The following is a 17314-nucleotide window of genomic DNA, read 5'->3' as shown; positions in this document are numbered from 1 at the left end:
GCCGACTTCAGACTGTAGATTACTTAAATGTGTGCATGTATTTTTTATGGTCACCTGAGTGAGACACTTTCTAAAATATTTATAATTGATCTTACCTTACCTTACCTTACCTTACCTTACCTTTTACATACTGATATTGAGCATTAATGAACTGTGCACAGCGTGCTGACAGGGCGTGGAGTTCTTCAGCGCATGAATCGTGCTCAGTGTATGAATTGCGTAGTGTATTAGCAGTGTTCGCTTATGCTGACAAAAAGAAAAGAGGAAGTAATAAGGAGCATGGAGTATGGTGGAGGACGGGCGGAGTAGTGGTGCCTTAAATGCTGGCCGGGGATACGACCACCTTTACAACAAATCCCCTAGTAATCCCCAGAAAAACTGATAAAATTATCTGATAAATATCATAATCATCGCCTATTTTTAATAAAAAGTATGCTATAATTATGGAGACCGGCTTTGACTAGCTATGATTGCGATATTTATTGGATATTTTAATATGAAGGCTCCTGCACCACCTCAAATGAACCTCACTGTCCGCAGAAACGGCAAAAAGGGCTGGGTACTCAGCTCCTATGACTCCGTGTGGATCCCTGAAAAGGTAGGCGAGGACGGTAAGATCATTAAGGGCCATGCAAGGCAGAAAAACCTTCATGTTGTTGCACATATTGCTGGCGGTAAACGTGATGGCTGGGTTGCATGGAGAGACCCTGAGTTTGTCAGGAACCACCCTGAACTCGAGTTCTATGAGATGTACAGGAAAGGCAGCAAGAACTACTTCTTCCTGAAGAGCCTGCTTGAAGGTAAGGACGGGATTAGCGTTGACAGCGTAGATGTTGACGGCGAACGTGTGCCAGCACCATCAAGAATGATGGATGACCTCTCATCTGAAGAGGCTACATGTGAGACCGGGGTGAGCGGCAATGGAGATACTTATCCTGACGGGACCAGGTCAATGACCGGTAAGAGCATCCTTTCAGCATCCGCAAGAATGGGGCAGAACCCTGCCAATCAAGGCATGGATACTCCAGATAAGTTTGGAATGTCTGCATGTTTAACTACCAGCAAACGCGGCAATCCTTTAGTTGTGAAGAATGCCAGTGCTCATGCAGTTTTTGCCAGCGCAAGCCGTACTGGCTTAGCTGACGCAATCTATAATGTTTTAGGAAAGCGACATGGAAGTCATATATTGACAGCTGTTGCCAATACTGTTTTGACAGGGAGTCTTAACCTTCAAGGCATTGATAACTTTGTGAACCAGTTCGACGTACCGATCGTTGGTGGAATAACATCAACTGCCTGCATCAACTCATTAAAGAAAGTAGACCACGATAAGGTACAGAAGATACTAAGCAAGTTTGCAGGCGCCACACTTGTATCCAGCCCTGCTGTGATGAATATTCAGACGGAATCAGGGGAGAAGCTGGTTATTCAGGTAAATCTCGATGGCTCCATGATTAAGAATGAGAATGACTCCCTTCTGTATGTTGTTCTCGGTAAACACAAAGACGGAGGCTATGGGGAGCAGATCGTTTTTCAGCTTCTTACGACCACTGGTGAAGATGGTCTTCCTATTACCTATGTCTTGGGAAATGGCAACTGTAACGATATTTCAATGGTAGAGCGAACTATTAATGAGTTCGGCATTGAGGGCATTCATAACCTGGATGTAAAGCTGTTATATGTGGCGGATCGCGCCTACGGTACTGCCAAGGTAGTAGACATGCTGCTCAGGTCTGGTCAGAGCTTCCTTTTGAACTGGAATACTAGCAGTACCTATGGCAGGGAGGCCGCCTTGGAGGCATTGAAATCGACCAGGGAATCTTCTGCAATTACAACCCCGTCCAGCTGGATTCACTTCGATGAGGAGAACAAACTTATAGGCTACAAGCTTGTTGTTATGGAGCATCGTTATGACTCAGTTGCGGTTACCAACAAGCGCAAAGTTAAAGACTCTAAGACAAATCTTTATTGTCATGTTTTTTATGATCGCGAGATCTGCATTGAACGAGAAAGGAGTCTACTTAACCTGGCTTCAACAGGAATCACTGGTCTTAAAGCAGGTCGAGAGCTTACTGACCGTGAAAGGATTGCACTGACCAGTATCACAAATTTTGACCCCAATACTCACACTCCTAAGAGTGATGCTGTCTCCAATTTGAAGATTGATGACGCCAAATTGGCTGAAGCGGTTCTTCTTTTTGGATTGCAGGTTCTTGTGACCAATGAGGCTGGTATGAGCGCTGCTGATGCTTACCGTTGCTACCAGAACAGAACGCCTGTTGAGACAGCTAATCAACGACTGAAGGGCAATCTGAAGTCTGGAAGACTCGGTGCAAAGACCGATGGTGGGGTTGTTTACAGATCATTCGTGGCATTTTGTTCTGCAGTCATAGAGTGTGACCTGGCTAACCATCTTAAAAAAGAAGCAAAGAAGTTTGGAGGTTCAGTGCCAGAACACATGAGGAGTATTCCTGGACTTTTACGCGAGTGTAGAAACCTCAATGTGTATGTCTATGACAACGAGCTGTACAAAGGCAAGATTTATTCTGAGTGTACGGGTAAAACTCAAGCTGCTTTTGCAGTTGCTGGACTTAATCTTAGTGACTTTGTATCCACAATTAAGTCTGCGCCAAAGTATAAGTTCTAAGACACAGGGGCAAAGGTGACAGCCCATGCTGCAAGGCAGGTTGGCCTCATAATGAATGCATGTTATACGGCCACCATCCTCAGATTGACGGCCTAGAAAAATGAAGGCCGTTCACTTCTCAGCGAACGGCCTGTTTATCGTGTTCTTATGCGATGATCTCTATTTTAAGTAATTCCTCGCCCTTAAACATCAAATCGTTGTATAGGTGATACGACAGCAGCGGTAATGATGACATCTGGTTTTACTAAACAAAAAGGCCGGTGCTGCTGGGCAGTTCCGGCCTTTTGTCTTGTGTATGATGCCGCTGCGCTGTGGCAGCGGCATTTTGTGTGTTTATTCTTTCCTGCTGCTGCAGCTTACGATTAACGGGCCAGAGCAGAAAGGATGTCGGTCAGACGGTTATTGGCGATGTCGATATGACGGGCCAGAGCGGCTACGTGGTTAGGCATCATGGCGTCGCCCACCTTGTTGCCACCTGCGGTGATGTACAGCGGATCGAACTCCTCAATGTACTCAAAGCGCTTTAAGGCTTCCTGCACGTTCTCAGCACCACCACGCTCGGCTACAGTGCCGTCTACGGCCAGCAGAGCACGGAAGAGATTGCCGGTTACAGCACATACGCCCTTGGCAAAGTAGATATTGTTATCGGAGTTGAAATGGCCGATGTTGTTGTCATTGAGCATGCCCAGAGCAAAGTCGGTCATGTGGATAGCGTACTTGACTATGCTGTATACGTCATCAGACTTCATGTTGTAAACACCGGCGTTCTTGGCGTCGGTACCTACAGAGGCAGCCCAGTCAGCCCAGTTCTTGATACCCTGACGGTACTTGCCCTCAGCGTCATAGACAAAGAGGAAGCCCCAGGCATTTTCTGAGTAGCTGAAGTAGCGGGAGGTGGCATCAGCAAGACGTTGATCAATGGTGTCACGGTTACCGTAACGGGCAACTTCCTTGGCAATGACATCGGAAGCTGGACGGGTTGCATAGATTACACCGCGCTGGTAATTGGTGGTGTTATCAATAACCCATGGAGAAATCAGGTCATTTGGCAGGAAGCCAAAGAAAGAGGACAGCTCCTGATCAAGAGCCCAGGTAAGGCCCTGAGCAATGATGGTGGCGCGCTGCTGCTCAGTTGCAGTGCCATCTACTGGCTCAGGATTGAATGGCTTGCTGCCAGCAGTGCTGAACAGGCCTACAGCCACGATCCATAATAAGACCAGGCCTGCGATACCGCCCAGTCCATAGCGTACAGTTTTAATCTTATCCATCAAATCACCCCTGAATAAAGGTCCTTAAGCATGTAAAAGGACCAGCAAAAATATTGTTCCTATGGAGCCGGGCGCTCAAACAAAACAGTAAGGGCCCTGATGCTTTTCCTGACAGCTGCATTGGCAGAAATATTTACCGGGGCAGAACCGGTACATCAGATAAGCTGTCCAGCCTTTCAGTTGCTTGAATAAGGCAGAAGCTGATTACCTGGCGAGAAATGCAGCATATTACATGCACTGTGCATGTATGCTTGTTCATATATTAACACTGCATACTTAGAAAATAATGAGCTAACTGAAAATGCCCGGGCACGCCAATGCCCCTACAGCCCCAAACTCCCGGCACTGTCTCCCGTCATAGCTCCCGCCCAGAGCAGCATCACCATGGGGCAGACCGCCAGTATTAACGGGCGTATCCATCATTAGAATATCGTTTCTTCCCATGCCATGGTCACGGCTGAATCCCGTCCCGGGCACCCCTTGCGACATAACGGCCATTGCTACGCATTCAGACCGGAACTATGCATCCGGGATAGTGCTACGCATTCAGACCGGTGCTACGAATTCAGGCCATTGCTACGCATTCAGACCGGAACTATGCATCCGGGATAGTGCTCCGCATGCCGGCCACGGCTCGGTATACGGGCCGGCCCCAGTGCAGCACCTTAGTCTTAATGGGATCAGGCTATGGTCATTAGTGCCTTAACCTGGCGCACAGCACGTCATAAAGATGCCGCTGCAGGCTGCTCATACGCAGTACACTGCTGTACGGCATAACTGTGACTTAAAGGTGAAAGTGAAGCCACATCCGGTGCGCAGGCCTTTTGACGGTGCAATACTGTGATGCAGATCTTTGGCGCCAGTATAATTATCTCCTACAATTCATGGTCATCAGCCTTGCAGGGCTGACCATCAGGCCAGCAGACATACAGGACAGCTAAGGACACGCCACCCTGCTCAAAGGGCGTTCAGGTCCATGAGGAAATTCGTGGCACCATTGCATGCGCACTGGCCAATGCAGGCAGAGCTCATGCACTTTGAATAAGCTTTGCTGTGCCATAAGTGGCCGTTTGTGCCCCTTTTGGAGACCTTATCTTTCACAGTACGGCCCTGGGTTAATATAGACATGTCCCGTATCTGCACATGCGTCTGCAGCTGCGTATGGGACTGCAGCTGTACAAGGCTGCACCTGCGCCAGCAGCTGCGCATGGGACTGCAGCTGTACGATGCTGTACCTGCGTCAGCAGCTGCGTATGAGGCTGCAGCTGTACGAGGCAACAGCTGCGCAGGGGTGCAGTGGCAGCAGTGCTGCCCCGTGCAGACTTCAGGATTGCTGTCTGCAGGATACCCATCAGAGATGGTGCAGGAGACAACCGGCCCTGCAACTTCATTTTGCACAACATCATGCTCGGACTTTTAGGTCCGGCTGTAATCAGGCAAAAATTATGGATAACTTACTTCCCTACAACTGTGACATGGTTGAGCACCAGGTGCTCCAGGATCAACATCAGCTCTGCGGTACTTCTTACCGTGCCTCCCTCACCTCTGTCCGCCCACAGGGCCGCTCAGTGTTAAACAGCATGGCTCAGGCTGCCGTCAGCGTCTGGCGCAGCGTGCGCATGGCCGCCATTATAACTTGCGGCGCTGCCCTCATGAGCGTAAGCGTATGTGCCTCAGCCGCTCCAGCTGCAGATAAAAGCGATACCGCCGCCAAAGCCGAGACTGAGCTTTACGTATTTAACTGGTCTGACTATATCGACCCTTCTGTTATTACTGACTTTGAAAAAGAGTACGGCATCAAGGTTCACTACGATGTCATGTACTCCAATGAGGTGCTTGAAGCCAAGCTCATGGTAGGCAAGAGCGGCTATGACATCATTGCCCCTTCCCTGCATGTTTTAAAGCGCCTTGGCGAGGCTGACCTGCTGCTGCCTCTTGATAAGAAGCAGCTGCCAAATCTCAAGCACATGGACAAAGGCAAGATGGCCAAGGTAGCCACAGTTGATGAGGGTAATACCTACGGCATTCCTTATATGGAGCTGTCCACCGGTCTTGCCTATAACGAGCGTAAGGTTGCCGAGATTATGGGCCCTGACTTCAAAGTTGACTCCTGGGACGTGCTCTTTAAGGAAGAGAATCTCAAAAAGCTCTCCCAGTGTGGCGTAGCATCCCTGGACAGCCCGTCAGACATGCTCTGTACTGCTCTTATCTACATGGGCCGTGATCCTGAGTCCCAGAACAAGCAGGACTACCGTGATGCCGCTGAGCTGCTCAAGGTTATGGGCAAATACGTACGTTACTTCCACAGCGCCCAGTATTCAAACGATCTGGCTGCCGGTGAAATCTGTATTGCTCCGGCATGGGCCGGTGATGCTCAGCTGGCCAATCAGCGCTCTCTTGAGGCCAAAAAGGATAAGATTGTCTATGTAATTCCTAAAGAGGGAGCCCTGATGGGTTATGACATGCTGGCCATCACCCGTGATGCCACCAATGTCAAAAACGCTCACCTGTTCTTAAATTACATCATGCGTCCTGAGGTCATTGCCAAAATCTCCAACTACGTTCGCTTTGCCAACGCCAATGCCGATGCCACACCTCTGATTGATCCGGAAATTACCTCCAATCCAGGCATCTACTATGACGCCCAAACTCTCAAGCGTATGCACATTGTGGTACCTCCTGCCAAGGTTGAGCGCCTCATGACCCGCACCTGGAACAATGTTGTTTCCGCCTCTGCCGGAAAATAATTCCACTGCCCACAGTCCCTGCCCTGTCCCGCTACGGTAAGCTAAGGACAGGCAGCCCCCTGGGTACTGTTCTGGCCACAGTTCTGAGACAGCCCCTCTCATGGCACCTGCAAGCATTACCAGGACTGGCCACCATCAGGCAGGCAATTGAGCAGCCCGCTGAGCATCTTTGTGCTGGCGGGCTGCTTTGTTTGTGGGCGTCAGTGAGCGCAGACCCGGCCTTTTTTGGACAGATCATGCAAACAATGTTACATTATCATCGATGCAGCAGCCGCCCTCAAAGCGCCTGCAGCTATGGTTTTTCATTATTTCCCGTCTGACCATAAGCATAAGATCTTCACCTGAACTCACAGATATTCTGTAAGGCCAAAATCCCCATTCTGCACCGGGAGTCACTGGCAGCTGCTTGTCACCAGCTGTCCGTTACAGGCCATAAACCCTCAAAGCATGTATCTCATCTTTGCAGGTTAATGAGTGACCAGTAAGCCTTGTACATATCAGCGCCGGCCATAAGGCAACAGCTGCTCCAGCCCGCTGCAGCCCTATCCAGCTGCCAGGCACAAACAAGCCCCGACATGTAAGTTGAAATGTCAGTCCCTGCAGCACCATGGCCTTGAGAGCTCACAGGCTCATTCAGGAAAAGCCTGGCCAGTCCCGGCCATGACAGGCACGCCTGTCATGCCAGGCACGCTCTGTCTTAGCGTGCATGAGCTGCCAGGCCAGTACGCGTTACCCTTTCAGGTTTACCTGCCTCACTGTCGAAGCCTTATGCTCACAGTGCCAGACCCAGGCACAGAGGTACCCCGCATGATTTATACCGTTACCACCTCTCCATCTCTGGACCTGCTCATGCAGCTGCAGACACCACTGTGCGTCGGTCAGAATAATCGAGCGATTAAAGAAGAGCTGCGCCCTGGTGGTAAGGGTATCAACATCTCCATCATGCTCTACAACCTGGGAGTTACCTCTACAGCCTTTGGCTTTGTAGCCGGTTTCTCAGGCGATGAGCTCATGCGTCTTACTGCCGCTACCGGCGTAAAGACAGGCTTTATCCGCGTCCGTCGTGGCCGTACCCGTATCAATGTGCGTATCAAGGAGCAGCCTGCCCAGACCAGCATCAACGGTCTTGGTCCTGAGGTCAGCGCCGATGATATTCAGTACCTGGTGCGCAAGATCTCCGGCCTTACCTCTGATGACTATCTGGTGCTGGCCGGCATGGTACCTCCATCACTGCCTCAGGATATCTACGCTACCTTCTTTGAAAGCCTTAAGGACGGTTCTCAGCCTAAGGTAATAGTTGATGCCCCGGCAGATCAGCTCAAGTACGTACTCAAGTACCAGCCATTTTTAATCAAGCCTAATCTCAAGGAGCTGGGCGATTATCTGAATATGCAGATTACCGATGCCCGCAGCGCCCTTGAGGCCTGTCAGCGCCTGCAGTCTGAAGGTGCCCGCAATATCCTGGTATCACTGGGTCGCCATGGCGCCATTTTCATGGATGAACACCACAACGCTCTGCGCATTGCAGCCCCAGGTGGCGAGCTTATTGACCGTACCGGTGCCGGTGACTCCATGATTGCAGGCTTCCTGTCAGACTATATCGAGCACCATAATCTTGAAAGCGCCGCCTATATGGCTGTAGCCACAGGTTCAGCTACGGCTACCACAGACGGCATTGCGACCAGAGAAATGGTACAGGAACTGCGCTCTCAGATGACAGCTACTACAGCCGACTGGAGCGAGTCTCTGAGCTGAACCGTACCCAGCCAGAATTTGACTGTACGCTCTGATCCAGGCACGCTCAGCCACCAGACCTGCCGAAGCGGCCGTGCCATGACCGGAAATTTATAAACATCATTTTATTTGTTCAAAGCGCAAAAAAGCCCCGGATCATTGAGAGCCGGGGCTTTTTTGTGTCCCTGCAGGAGGGGACGCAGCCGGTCAGGCTGTTATCAGGACCATTGCACTGGAGACGACGTCCTGAATATGCAGGGGCTGAAAATTAGCCCTTTACTACCTTGGCGATTGCGTCAGCCAGGTAGTCAACGTTATCGTCGTTGATACCGGCTACACACATACGGCCTGAGCCTACGATGTAAATACCGTACTCAGCACGCAGCTTATCAACCTGCTCCTTGGAAAGGCCGGAGAAGGAGAACATGCCGTTCTGCTTGACGATGAAGTCAAAGTCACCGGCACCGGCATCCTTGAGCTTCTGGGCCAGCAGGGTACGCATGCGGTGCATGCGGACACGCATTTCAGCCAGCTCCTTCTCCCACATGGCGCGCAGCTCAGGGTTGGACAGAACGGTAATAACTACCTTCTCACCGTGGGCTGGAGGGTTGGAGATAGCACAGCGGATAGCCAGCTTGATCTGTGACAGGGTGTTAGTGCCCTGCTCTTTGGTAGCAGCTACGCAGGTTAAAGCACCGACACGCTCGTTGTACATGCCGAAGTTCTTGGAGTAAGAAGAGGCAATGATTACTTCGCTGTTGAGCTCAACAATCTTGCGTAAGCCGTAAGCGTCTTCATCAATACCCTCACCAAAGCCCTGGTAGGCAAAGTCAATTAATGGCAGGAGCTTCTTGCGGGCCAGGAAGGCAGCCAGCTCGTCCCACTGCTCTTTGGTTGGGTCGATACCGGTTGGGTTGTGGCAGCAGGCGTGGATGATAACAACATCACCCTCGCTGGCCTGCTCGAGGGTATCGAGCATGCGGTCGAAAGCCAGAGCGTGAGCGGCACGGTCGTAGTATGGGTAACGCTCGGTCTTAAGGCCGGCAGCCTCTACGATCTGGAAGTGGTTGCCCCAGGTAGGATCGGAGATCCATACACGGCTGGCAACGTGGTTCTGGTAGATAAAGTCAGCGGCAATACGTAAGGCACCGGTACCACCAGGGCAGTGGCAGGTTACGGCACGGCCATCGTTTACCAGAGCGTGGTCACGGCCAAATAATAACTCACGGGTTAACTGGCCGTACTCAGGCAGACCGGAAATTGGCAGGTAGGACTTGGATACTTCAGTGTCAACGAGGATCTTTTCAGCTTCCTTAACACACTTTAAGACTGGAGTAACTCCGGTCTCATCCTGGTAGACGCCTACACCCAGATTAACTTTTTTAGGGTTGGTATCAGCCTTAAAAGCATCGGTTAAGCCAAGAATTGGATCTGCAGGAGCTAATTCCAAGTGATCAAAAAACATATATACATCCCTGACATTGAGCATCTCAAGATGCTGCAATCATTCAAAATTCAGAGCCTGTGGCCCTGTAAACAGCGCCTATCCATGAACCTGACTGCCATGAGCTCAAAGCTTTAAGACAGGTCAGCGGCACTCGAGGGTGGCAACATGCCGGCAAATATCAGGACTGCAGTCCCGCTCTTGCCTTTGCCCTGCACAGTGCAAGGATAATAAGACTGTCATGTGTCACAAAAGCTATGTAAGCCAGTCAACACGGCGCATGCAGACAGCAAGTGCTGAAGCTGCAGCGTATAACTGTGGACAGTCCTGCGCTCATATCCGGTTCCATCCTGTAATCAGCATATGGAACACTGTGAGCTGTGTGCTGCAACAGCCGTGCAGGCAGTGCACACACGAGTGCGTCTATTATATGCAAGTCTTACTATATTCAGGCCCTTTATCCCAAAATTTGGGCATAGCCATGAGGCATGCTCCTCAAGCAGGCACAAGGGCTTAAATCTCATAAACACGCTGTTCAGCGACTATATCACGCATAAAGTCCCAAAAAACAGCCATAAAATACCAGAAAACACTGCACCAAATTAGTTCAATATCGGACTTTACCTCACCTCAAATCCCACCACTTTCCCATAAATTGCGCGTTATGCCTCATTACCATGCCACCCAGGCCCTGCTCCGCCCCAGCAACACAACACCATCCCCACCCTGTCACTCAGCGCAGAGCCCAGGTCAGAGTCAGGACCATGGTCACGGGCATGGGCAGGCAGATGCAGGGACAGCAGCTTAAGCCCAGTCGCCAGACTTACTCATCCCGGTCACATGACGCCATGACGGCATAACGGCCGCTCTGACTACCCAGCACAGTATGGAGCAATGTCCCGGCATGAGCACCAGTCCAGGCCCTGGCATGAGCACCAGCCCATACCCCGGCATGAGCACCAGTCCAGGCCCCGGCATGAGCACCAGTCCAGGCCCCGGCATGAGCGCCGTCGCAAGCAAGGCAATGATCTCCGGCACAGGCACCGGCCACAGCAGCGCAGGCTTAAGTAAGGCATCCATAAAGCAGCAATCCAGCTCCCGAAACTGTGTCCGGAAAGCTGGATTGCAATTAATTAAGGCATACCTGGTTTAAGAAGCCAATCTGGCTCCGAGGCTGCCTTCTGGCAGTCTGTGATCATCATGCATGAGCTGCATTATGGATTTTAGAGCGGTCACGCTCCATGGACAGAGTATGCTCGTAAATGCGCTTTGCTGACTTCTGCCAGGCAAGTGACTTCCAGCGCAGCACCATGGCTATGCCACGGAACCACTCATCAGCTGTAAAGCCAATCCATACGCCCATCAGGCCCCACTCAAGGTACAGGCCCAGGTAGCAGCCCAGCGGCACTGAAATACCCCACATGGAAATAATGGCCATGATCATTGGGAAGCGGGTATCACCAGTTGCACGCAGCGAGTTGATGATAATGACGTTTAAGATACGTCCCGGCTCCTGGAACACAGTAATGATAAAGAGGGTAGAGGCCAGGGCCATAACCTCAGGATCACTGGTAAAGAGGGAGATCAGCAGCGCACCTGTGCCCAGTGGCATGGAGAAGGTGAGCAGAATGGTTACCACCTCACCAATCTTGACGCTGCGAATGAGCTGGCGATTAGCCAGATCAAGCTTCATGGCGCCGGTATAGTGAGCCACCAGCAGCTCAGTACCCATACCAATGGAAGCGCTGAAGAGCATCAGCACCTGCACAATCTGGAAGTAAATGCCGTGGGTTGCCAGCTGCATGGCGCCCATAGAGGCAATCACACCGGTCATGAACATGTACTGAGTGTGCCATGACAGGTTCTCACCGGCTCCTGGCAGACCAATGCTCAGGATAGATTTGATTACATTGCGGCGGAACACAAACATGAAGCGTGGAATGATGCGGGTATTGGTACGGGCAATAATCAGCGGTATAAAGACCAGACAGCCGATGGTACGTCCAATCACAGTACTCATGGCCACGCCCTCAACGCCAAGCACTGGTACCCCCAGATAGCCAAAGAGGAAAAGGGTATTACCAATCACAGTAAGCACGTTTACCAGCATGGAAACGTACATGGCATCACGGGTACAGTTATGAGCACGCAGAATAGCTGAGCCTACCAGACAGATTGCCAGTGGCAGGAAGGACAGTGACAGAATCTGCAGATAGTTGTGCGAACTGGCCTTAATCTCCTCAGGCACCTGCATGATGTCCACTATCAGTCCTGTCGAGAAGAAGATAGCCGCAGATACCAGCGTACCGATAATCAGGTTGACGCCCAGACCCACGTGAATAATGCGGCGCGCCAGTCGTTTGTTATTGGCACCCAGAGCCTGGGCACATACTACGCACACACCGATATTAAAGAAGTTGAAGATGATCAGGGCAAGGTCAAACACCTGATTGCCAATGGTCAGCTCAGCAACAGCTTTTACCGAAACCATGCCCACCATGATGGTATTGATGATGAGGGTGGCAAAGTGCAGGGACAGGTCAATGAAAATTGGCCAGGTGAGCGACAGCAGCGAACGCTTAGGTTCCTGCAGGTCGAGCTTGTTAATACTCTTGTCCAGCTCGGCATCAAGGCGCTCAACCTCAGCAGGTGATGCTGTGGCCGACAGCTCACTTTGCTGATTGTAAACATCAACATTGATATTGCTGTTACCTGCGGCAGCTGCAGCTGCAGCAACAGCCGCTGCCTCCTGAAGCTTGCGGTTACCACCGGCCTCAGCTGTCATCACAGCCGCAATACGGGCCGCCTCAAGAGCCTGAGTATTGGATGCAACCACAATAGGAGCAGCAGCCTGCACGCCTACACGTGCAGCCTCATCAAGGTCAAAATTCCAGTTAACCTCGGCTCCATCACTGCCAGCTGGCCATGAGGCTTCCTCAGCATCATAGTAAAAGCTGCCCCTGCCATGATAGCCCTGCGGGCCACTGGAGCCCTCCTGCCCTTCATTAGCCTGACCGGCGCCTGCTGCAGCTCCAGCTGCGCCTGCCGCGCCAGCTGCCGCACCTGACGGTGCGACACCGGCATCATTACTTTGAGCATAGTCCTGAGCGAGGTCCTTAAGGCGGGCCTGATCGTTGAGCATCAGAGCCTCATTGAGATCTGATGCCTGAGAGATACTATGGGCAATAACCCTTTCTTCAGCTGCTGTCAGCGGGGCATGCAGACCATCTGCTCCTGCCTTGTCTGACCTGGATGTGCCCTGTGCCTGTACAGGGGAAACAGCAGTTAAATCCTGTGCGGATTCTTCCCTGGTCTGTTGCTTCTCTTGCATATGCATTATCGAAACACTCAAAAAAGAAGAGTAAAACTTAAAACTGTTGCAGCGCCTGATGCGCTCCTGAAAAGAAATCTGTAACGACTGAGACTGTCTGCACGTTCTGGATGCCATTGATACCGGGTCATGCGCCCGGCTCCCTCCGACCTTCGCACTGCGCCCTCTGCGCAGCTGGCACCTTCATACACTTTTACGCTCTTGCCTGCCCTTTGCTGAACAGTCAGCCCTTATCGGCCTGTACTGCCAGGCCCAGTCAGGCCCTGCACTGACCGCATAACATTCTGCAGCCACCTGCATACTCACCTGACGGCTCAAACCAGCGCAGACGCTGATCGCATATGCTGTTACTATCAGTCCTGCCGGCCCGCATGACCGTACAAAGGCATGCGGGCCCGTGCACGGACAGTGCGCACATGATGAGTCTTTTGGCTTTCTGGTTGCTGGCCCGGCTTCAGGGCACAAGACCAATGGGATATAAACTTGAGAGCAGCCCGGTATTTTTAAGGCTGTGGTATGAAGAAGGGGATAAATAACACTTCCGAGCACGACGTGGCACAGTCGCGAATATCGGCTCATAACCCAGGCTTTCACTGCCCCGGGCATGGCATATTTCCACTGTTAATGACTTCGTTTCTGGCGTGATTATAGCCACAAATATGACAGCGATAACGTTTTCGTAAAAATATTCTTTATTGACCTTTCAGGGGCTGAAAACGGCGCACAATATTTGTGCATCGTCAGGAATCAAATCTGAAATAACCGCACTGCCAATGGCTATTGGACGCCATTTTTTATCAGACATTCCCAATAAGCCTGGGATTACGCACCATTTTGCCAATGTTCATTAATATGCCCCCACTGTAAAAGATGAAAAAACCGGTAACAGTATGCAATTTTTGCATTCTTCAAAAAGTACACTGTATTGCTCTACTGTATTAACATGCGAACAACAATTGGGGCACAGAAAGCACATGATGGATCAGCACCATGACATCCGGCCTCGCCGCAGCTCAAAAATCACAGTCTCATGCCCGTATGCCTGCAATAACGCCCTCCAGATCCGGAGTCGACAAAAGTCACGAGCCAATGCTGCGCCAGCCACAGGGCAATGAACACAAAAGAGGCTGCCCACAAATTGTCCTGTTTAAGTCGAGGCACAACTCTCAGATAAAACATGGACTGCAAAATTAGCAGAGGCTCCTTGAGATGATCTCAAGGAGCCTCTGATTAAAGCTCACCATGATGAGCCGGCCCGGCAGAACTTGTGCCGCACATTCACATTGCCGCTGCCCCAGCGGCTGTCCCAGCGGCGGCCCTGACGGGCGCTCCTTCCACAGGAAGAATGCTGGCATATGCTGGCATATGCCTGCTTCTGGAGGCTGCCTGGATGAGCCAGGGGGCTTGGGACAGCTCTGGGGCATGATTGGGGATTAGACGTGCTCCATCAGGTCCTGAACGGTAAGGGCAACGCCGTCAGAAATAATGGCGTGCAGCAGACAGGCGGTAACGGAGACTACATCCATATCAGCTGACAGATCGCAGCCCCATAGGGTGGTGTCACCCAGTACGGCGCTGACAGTGAAACGGGCTGTGGCCTCGCTCTTCTGATAGTGGCTCCAGGCCTGCTGCATGCGCTCAGCCAGTGCCGAATCATCCTTAAAGCTTACTGACCTGCCATCAGAGCATCTGACCTCAATGTCACAGCTTGAAGCTGCATGCTGATAAAGCGCAGTCCAGGCTGCCAGGGCAAAGCACAGCTTTCTTGGTACTACACCACGGGATCGGGCGTCGAGCAGAGAAGGTATCAGGTGCTCCTTAACCTTGAGTGAGGCATGCTCAAGAACCTCTGGCAGAGCATATTTGAGGTCATTGTCAGCAAGACGCTCAATGGCCTCATCCACCCAGGCACCAGGCAGATCGGCGCCGGTAGTCAGCACTGGAACAACTTCATCTTTAATGACACTTCGACCATAGCTGCCCAGTCCCTTGTCGGCCATTACATCGCACAGATTCTCCATGGAGCTGAGCAGACCGGCAGGGGCCAGAGCCATCATACCGCCATCAATGACACGGCTGCGACGCAGAGCAAATGGAGTTACATCAACTGTGGTCTTGACGTTGAGACCCACCTGATCAAATGGCAGCTCCTTTAAAATTTCCTCTCCACCCTGCAGTACGAGCTCATGCACGGTCTGACCGCAAACCATGTTGAAATCTTCGTAGCCCAGCTGATTCCAGTACTGGCAGTCAACAGGCTCAGGATAGCCACTGACAATACGGTCAGCACAGGTATTCACAAAGCGGCAGTCACTGTCGAGCCAGGCTGTGAAAGAATCACCGCAGTTCTGCTCGGCAGCATGGCGCAGCACCAGATCACGAAGACGGCTGCCATTGTCCTCAACAGACTCACATGGAATTACCCACAGTCCAGCAGCACCTGCCTTGAAGCGCTCAAAGAGAATGGCGCACAACTGTCCTGAGAAGGTATCAGGACAGACATCGGTATTAAAAGGCTGCTCTGATTTGAAGACAATGCCGGCTTCTGTGGTATCAGAGAAAACAAACTTTACCTGGGCATCCATGGCAGCGCCCATGACAGCCTCCCAGCTATCACGAGGATTAAGCACTGAGGCAATTGAGTTAATGACGGCAGCCTCCTCCAGCTGGCCGCCCTGCACCCTGCCGTGCAGCAAAGTGGTATACAGGCAGTCCTGCTTTTTGAGCAGCTCTACAGGACATACGGGTCCCTGAGGCTGGGCATCAGCTGCAGCAGCTGCCGGTCCACGGCGTACCGGCATTTCCCTTGCGCCTTTGACATCATCAGTGACAGTAAGGGTACGGCCATTAAAGACACCTTCCTTATTGGCTTTGAAAATGAGCCAGTCGATCAGACCACGGGCCTTGCCGCCATCACCAAATACCAGAGCACGTACCGGAAGCTGAGACCTCTTGTCAGGTCTGATGGAGAAACTGATACTCTTCATAAATACCTCAAAGCAGATAATCCTCATTACCCTCTTCAACTGAATGCAGCACAGCCAGGCCGTCGCCACAGCTGCAGCGCAACCAGAGCAAGGCCACAGCTGCAGCGCAGCTGAAGTGCAACTGCAGATCAACAGCATCTGCACAGCGACAGCTGTTGGCTATGCGGCTGAATGTGGCCGTCGGGGCTGTCAGTCAAAGGCACGCCTGAGCGTGCGGGCACCATATCAATGATACGACCCGCATCTCATGCGAACAAGACAAAGGTATCAAAAAGACGGTTCTTACAGCCATGCAATGCCCGGTTTGTGAGCCCTGTCGTTACCTGAGCTTCCAGGGATGAAGGGAATCAGGCCATGGCGTTGATTGAGCTGTGCATTGCCGCCGTCATCGTGGCGCACAGTTGATATTAGCCGCAGACTCAGAGCCATTGGAGCTGCCAGCTGCGCTGCGGCAGAAGCCTGTTGCGATCTGGCAAGTGTAAGCTGCGCCGTGAGCTGCAAGTTGCGCTGCGGCGTATGACGGACGAGGTCTTGCGGCTGGCAGCGCTCTTGAGGCTGCAGGCCGGATATTTATTGAGAAAATCGGGGATTTGGAGGTATTGAGCGGCGGCGGATGCCGCCTGGCCCGGCCGGACCACGAATGTGGTACGGGCGGGCCGGAGAGATGAAAATGAGGGGTGCAGAAACGAAAAAACCGCCTCTGGGGCGGTTTCTTCTTTTATTCATAACCTGGCGATGACCTACTCTCACACAATCGTACGTTGCACTACCATCGGCGTGACTGCATTTCACTTCTGTGTTCGGAATGGGGACAGGTGGGACTACAGCACTATGGTCGCCAGGAAAACTGGTGGACTATATTGCAATCTTGACATCAGTATAAGTGGCGGAACGGACGGGAATCGAACCCGCGACCTCCTGCGTGACAGGCAGGCATTCTAACCGGCTGAACTACCGCTCCGCATTTAAAAATTAAGTCTGGCGATGACCTACTCTCACACAATCGTACGTTGCACTACCATCGGCGTTACTGCATTTCACTTCTGTGTTCGGAATGGGGACAGGTGGGACTACAGCACTATGGTCGCCAGACAAATCTGTATTTAAAAATGTTCAGTACAAGCTCTGTGCTTAACTCTTTTCTATCTAATGGTTA

At 51.7% G+C, this 17314-nt stretch carries 7 protein-coding genes, 1 tRNA gene and 2 rRNA genes; 3 read left to right on the top strand and 7 right to left on the bottom strand.

Annotated features, from left to right (window positions below; genetic code table 11):
- Nucleotides 1-466: 466 nt before the first annotated feature.
- Nucleotides 467-2647, top strand: coding sequence for a transposase (locus tag MXE39_RS05885; protein ID WP_247073854.1), 2181 nt, complete (start codon nucleotides 467-469; stop codon nucleotides 2645-2647).
- 362 nt (nucleotides 2648-3009) lie between these two features.
- Here MXE39_RS05885 and MXE39_RS05880 read toward each other — a convergent pair whose 3' ends face one another.
- Complete coding sequence (locus MXE39_RS05880) at nucleotides 3010-3915, bottom strand: DUF2333 family protein (protein WP_246977165.1); 906 nt, start codon at nucleotides 3913-3915, stop codon at nucleotides 3010-3012.
- A gap of 1445 nt (nucleotides 3916-5360) precedes the next feature.
- On the opposite strand from MXE39_RS05880, the gene MXE39_RS05875 reads away from it, so the two are divergent.
- Nucleotides 5361-6662: a polyamine ABC transporter substrate-binding protein gene (locus MXE39_RS05875; protein ID WP_246977164.1), complete on the top strand. Its 1302-nt coding sequence runs from the start codon at nucleotides 5361-5363 to the stop codon at nucleotides 6660-6662.
- Nucleotides 6663-7469: 807 nt separating this feature from the next.
- On the top strand, nucleotides 7470-8417 hold the full coding sequence (locus tag MXE39_RS05870; protein WP_246977163.1) for a 1-phosphofructokinase family hexose kinase: 948 nt from the start codon (nucleotides 7470-7472) through the stop codon (nucleotides 8415-8417).
- A 247-nt stretch (nucleotides 8418-8664) separates the two neighbouring features.
- On the opposite strand, the gene MXE39_RS05865 is transcribed toward MXE39_RS05870, so the two are convergent.
- The 6 genes from MXE39_RS05865 to rrf (MXE39_RS05840) all read right to left on the bottom strand — a co-directional run bounded on the left by MXE39_RS05865 (nucleotide 8665) and on the right by rrf (MXE39_RS05840) (nucleotide 17250).
- Nucleotides 8665-9861, bottom strand: a complete 1197-nt coding sequence (locus MXE39_RS05865; RefSeq protein ID WP_246977162.1) for an amino acid aminotransferase — start codon at nucleotides 9859-9861, stop codon at nucleotides 8665-8667.
- 1177 nt (nucleotides 9862-11038) lie between these two features.
- A complete protein-coding gene (locus MXE39_RS05860) occupies nucleotides 11039-13171 on the bottom strand; it encodes an MATE family efflux transporter (protein ID WP_246977161.1) in 2133 nt (710 codons plus the stop codon).
- Nucleotides 13172-14604: 1433 nt separating this feature from the next.
- A complete protein-coding gene (locus MXE39_RS05855) occupies nucleotides 14605-16158 on the bottom strand; it encodes a mannitol dehydrogenase (protein ID WP_246977160.1) in 1554 nt (517 codons plus the stop codon).
- Between the two features lie 727 nt (nucleotides 16159-16885).
- Nucleotides 16886-17001: ribosomal RNA gene (gene rrf, locus MXE39_RS05850) — 5S ribosomal RNA — on the bottom strand.
- A gap of 41 nt (nucleotides 17002-17042) precedes the next feature.
- A tRNA-Asp gene (locus tag MXE39_RS05845) sits at nucleotides 17043-17119 on the bottom strand.
- A 15-nt stretch (nucleotides 17120-17134) separates the two neighbouring features.
- Nucleotides 17135-17250: ribosomal RNA gene (gene rrf, locus MXE39_RS05840) — 5S ribosomal RNA — on the bottom strand.
- Between the last annotated feature and the right edge of the window lie 64 nt (nucleotides 17251-17314).

The organism is Anaerobiospirillum sp. NML120511, from assembly GCF_023050955.1.
Taxonomy (GTDB): domain Bacteria; phylum Pseudomonadota; class Gammaproteobacteria; order Enterobacterales; family Succinivibrionaceae; genus Anaerobiospirillum.
This window is presented reverse-complemented; position numbering and strand designations above follow the sequence as displayed.

Excerpts from the sequence above, each read along its gene's own strand:
- MXE39_RS05865 (WP_246977162.1), bottom strand. The coding sequence starts at position 9,861 with ATGTTTTTTGATCACTTGGAATTAGCTCCTGCAGATCCAATTCTTGGC.
- MXE39_RS05860 (WP_246977161.1), bottom strand. The coding sequence starts at position 13,171 with ATGCAAGAGAAGCAACAGACCAGGGAAGAATCCGCACAGGATTTAACT.
- MXE39_RS05880 (WP_246977165.1), bottom strand. The coding sequence starts at position 3,915 with ATGGATAAGATTAAAACTGTACGCTATGGACTGGGCGGTATCGCAGGC.
- MXE39_RS05875 (WP_246977164.1), top strand. The coding sequence starts at position 5,361 with ATGGATAACTTACTTCCCTACAACTGTGACATGGTTGAGCACCAGGTG.
- MXE39_RS05855 (WP_246977160.1), bottom strand. The coding sequence starts at position 16,158 with ATGAAGAGTATCAGTTTCTCCATCAGACCTGACAAGAGGTCTCAGCTT.
- MXE39_RS05870 (WP_246977163.1), top strand. The coding sequence starts at position 7,470 with ATGATTTATACCGTTACCACCTCTCCATCTCTGGACCTGCTCATGCAG.
- MXE39_RS05885 (WP_247073854.1), top strand. The coding sequence starts at position 467 with ATGATTGCGATATTTATTGGATATTTTAATATGAAGGCTCCTGCACCA.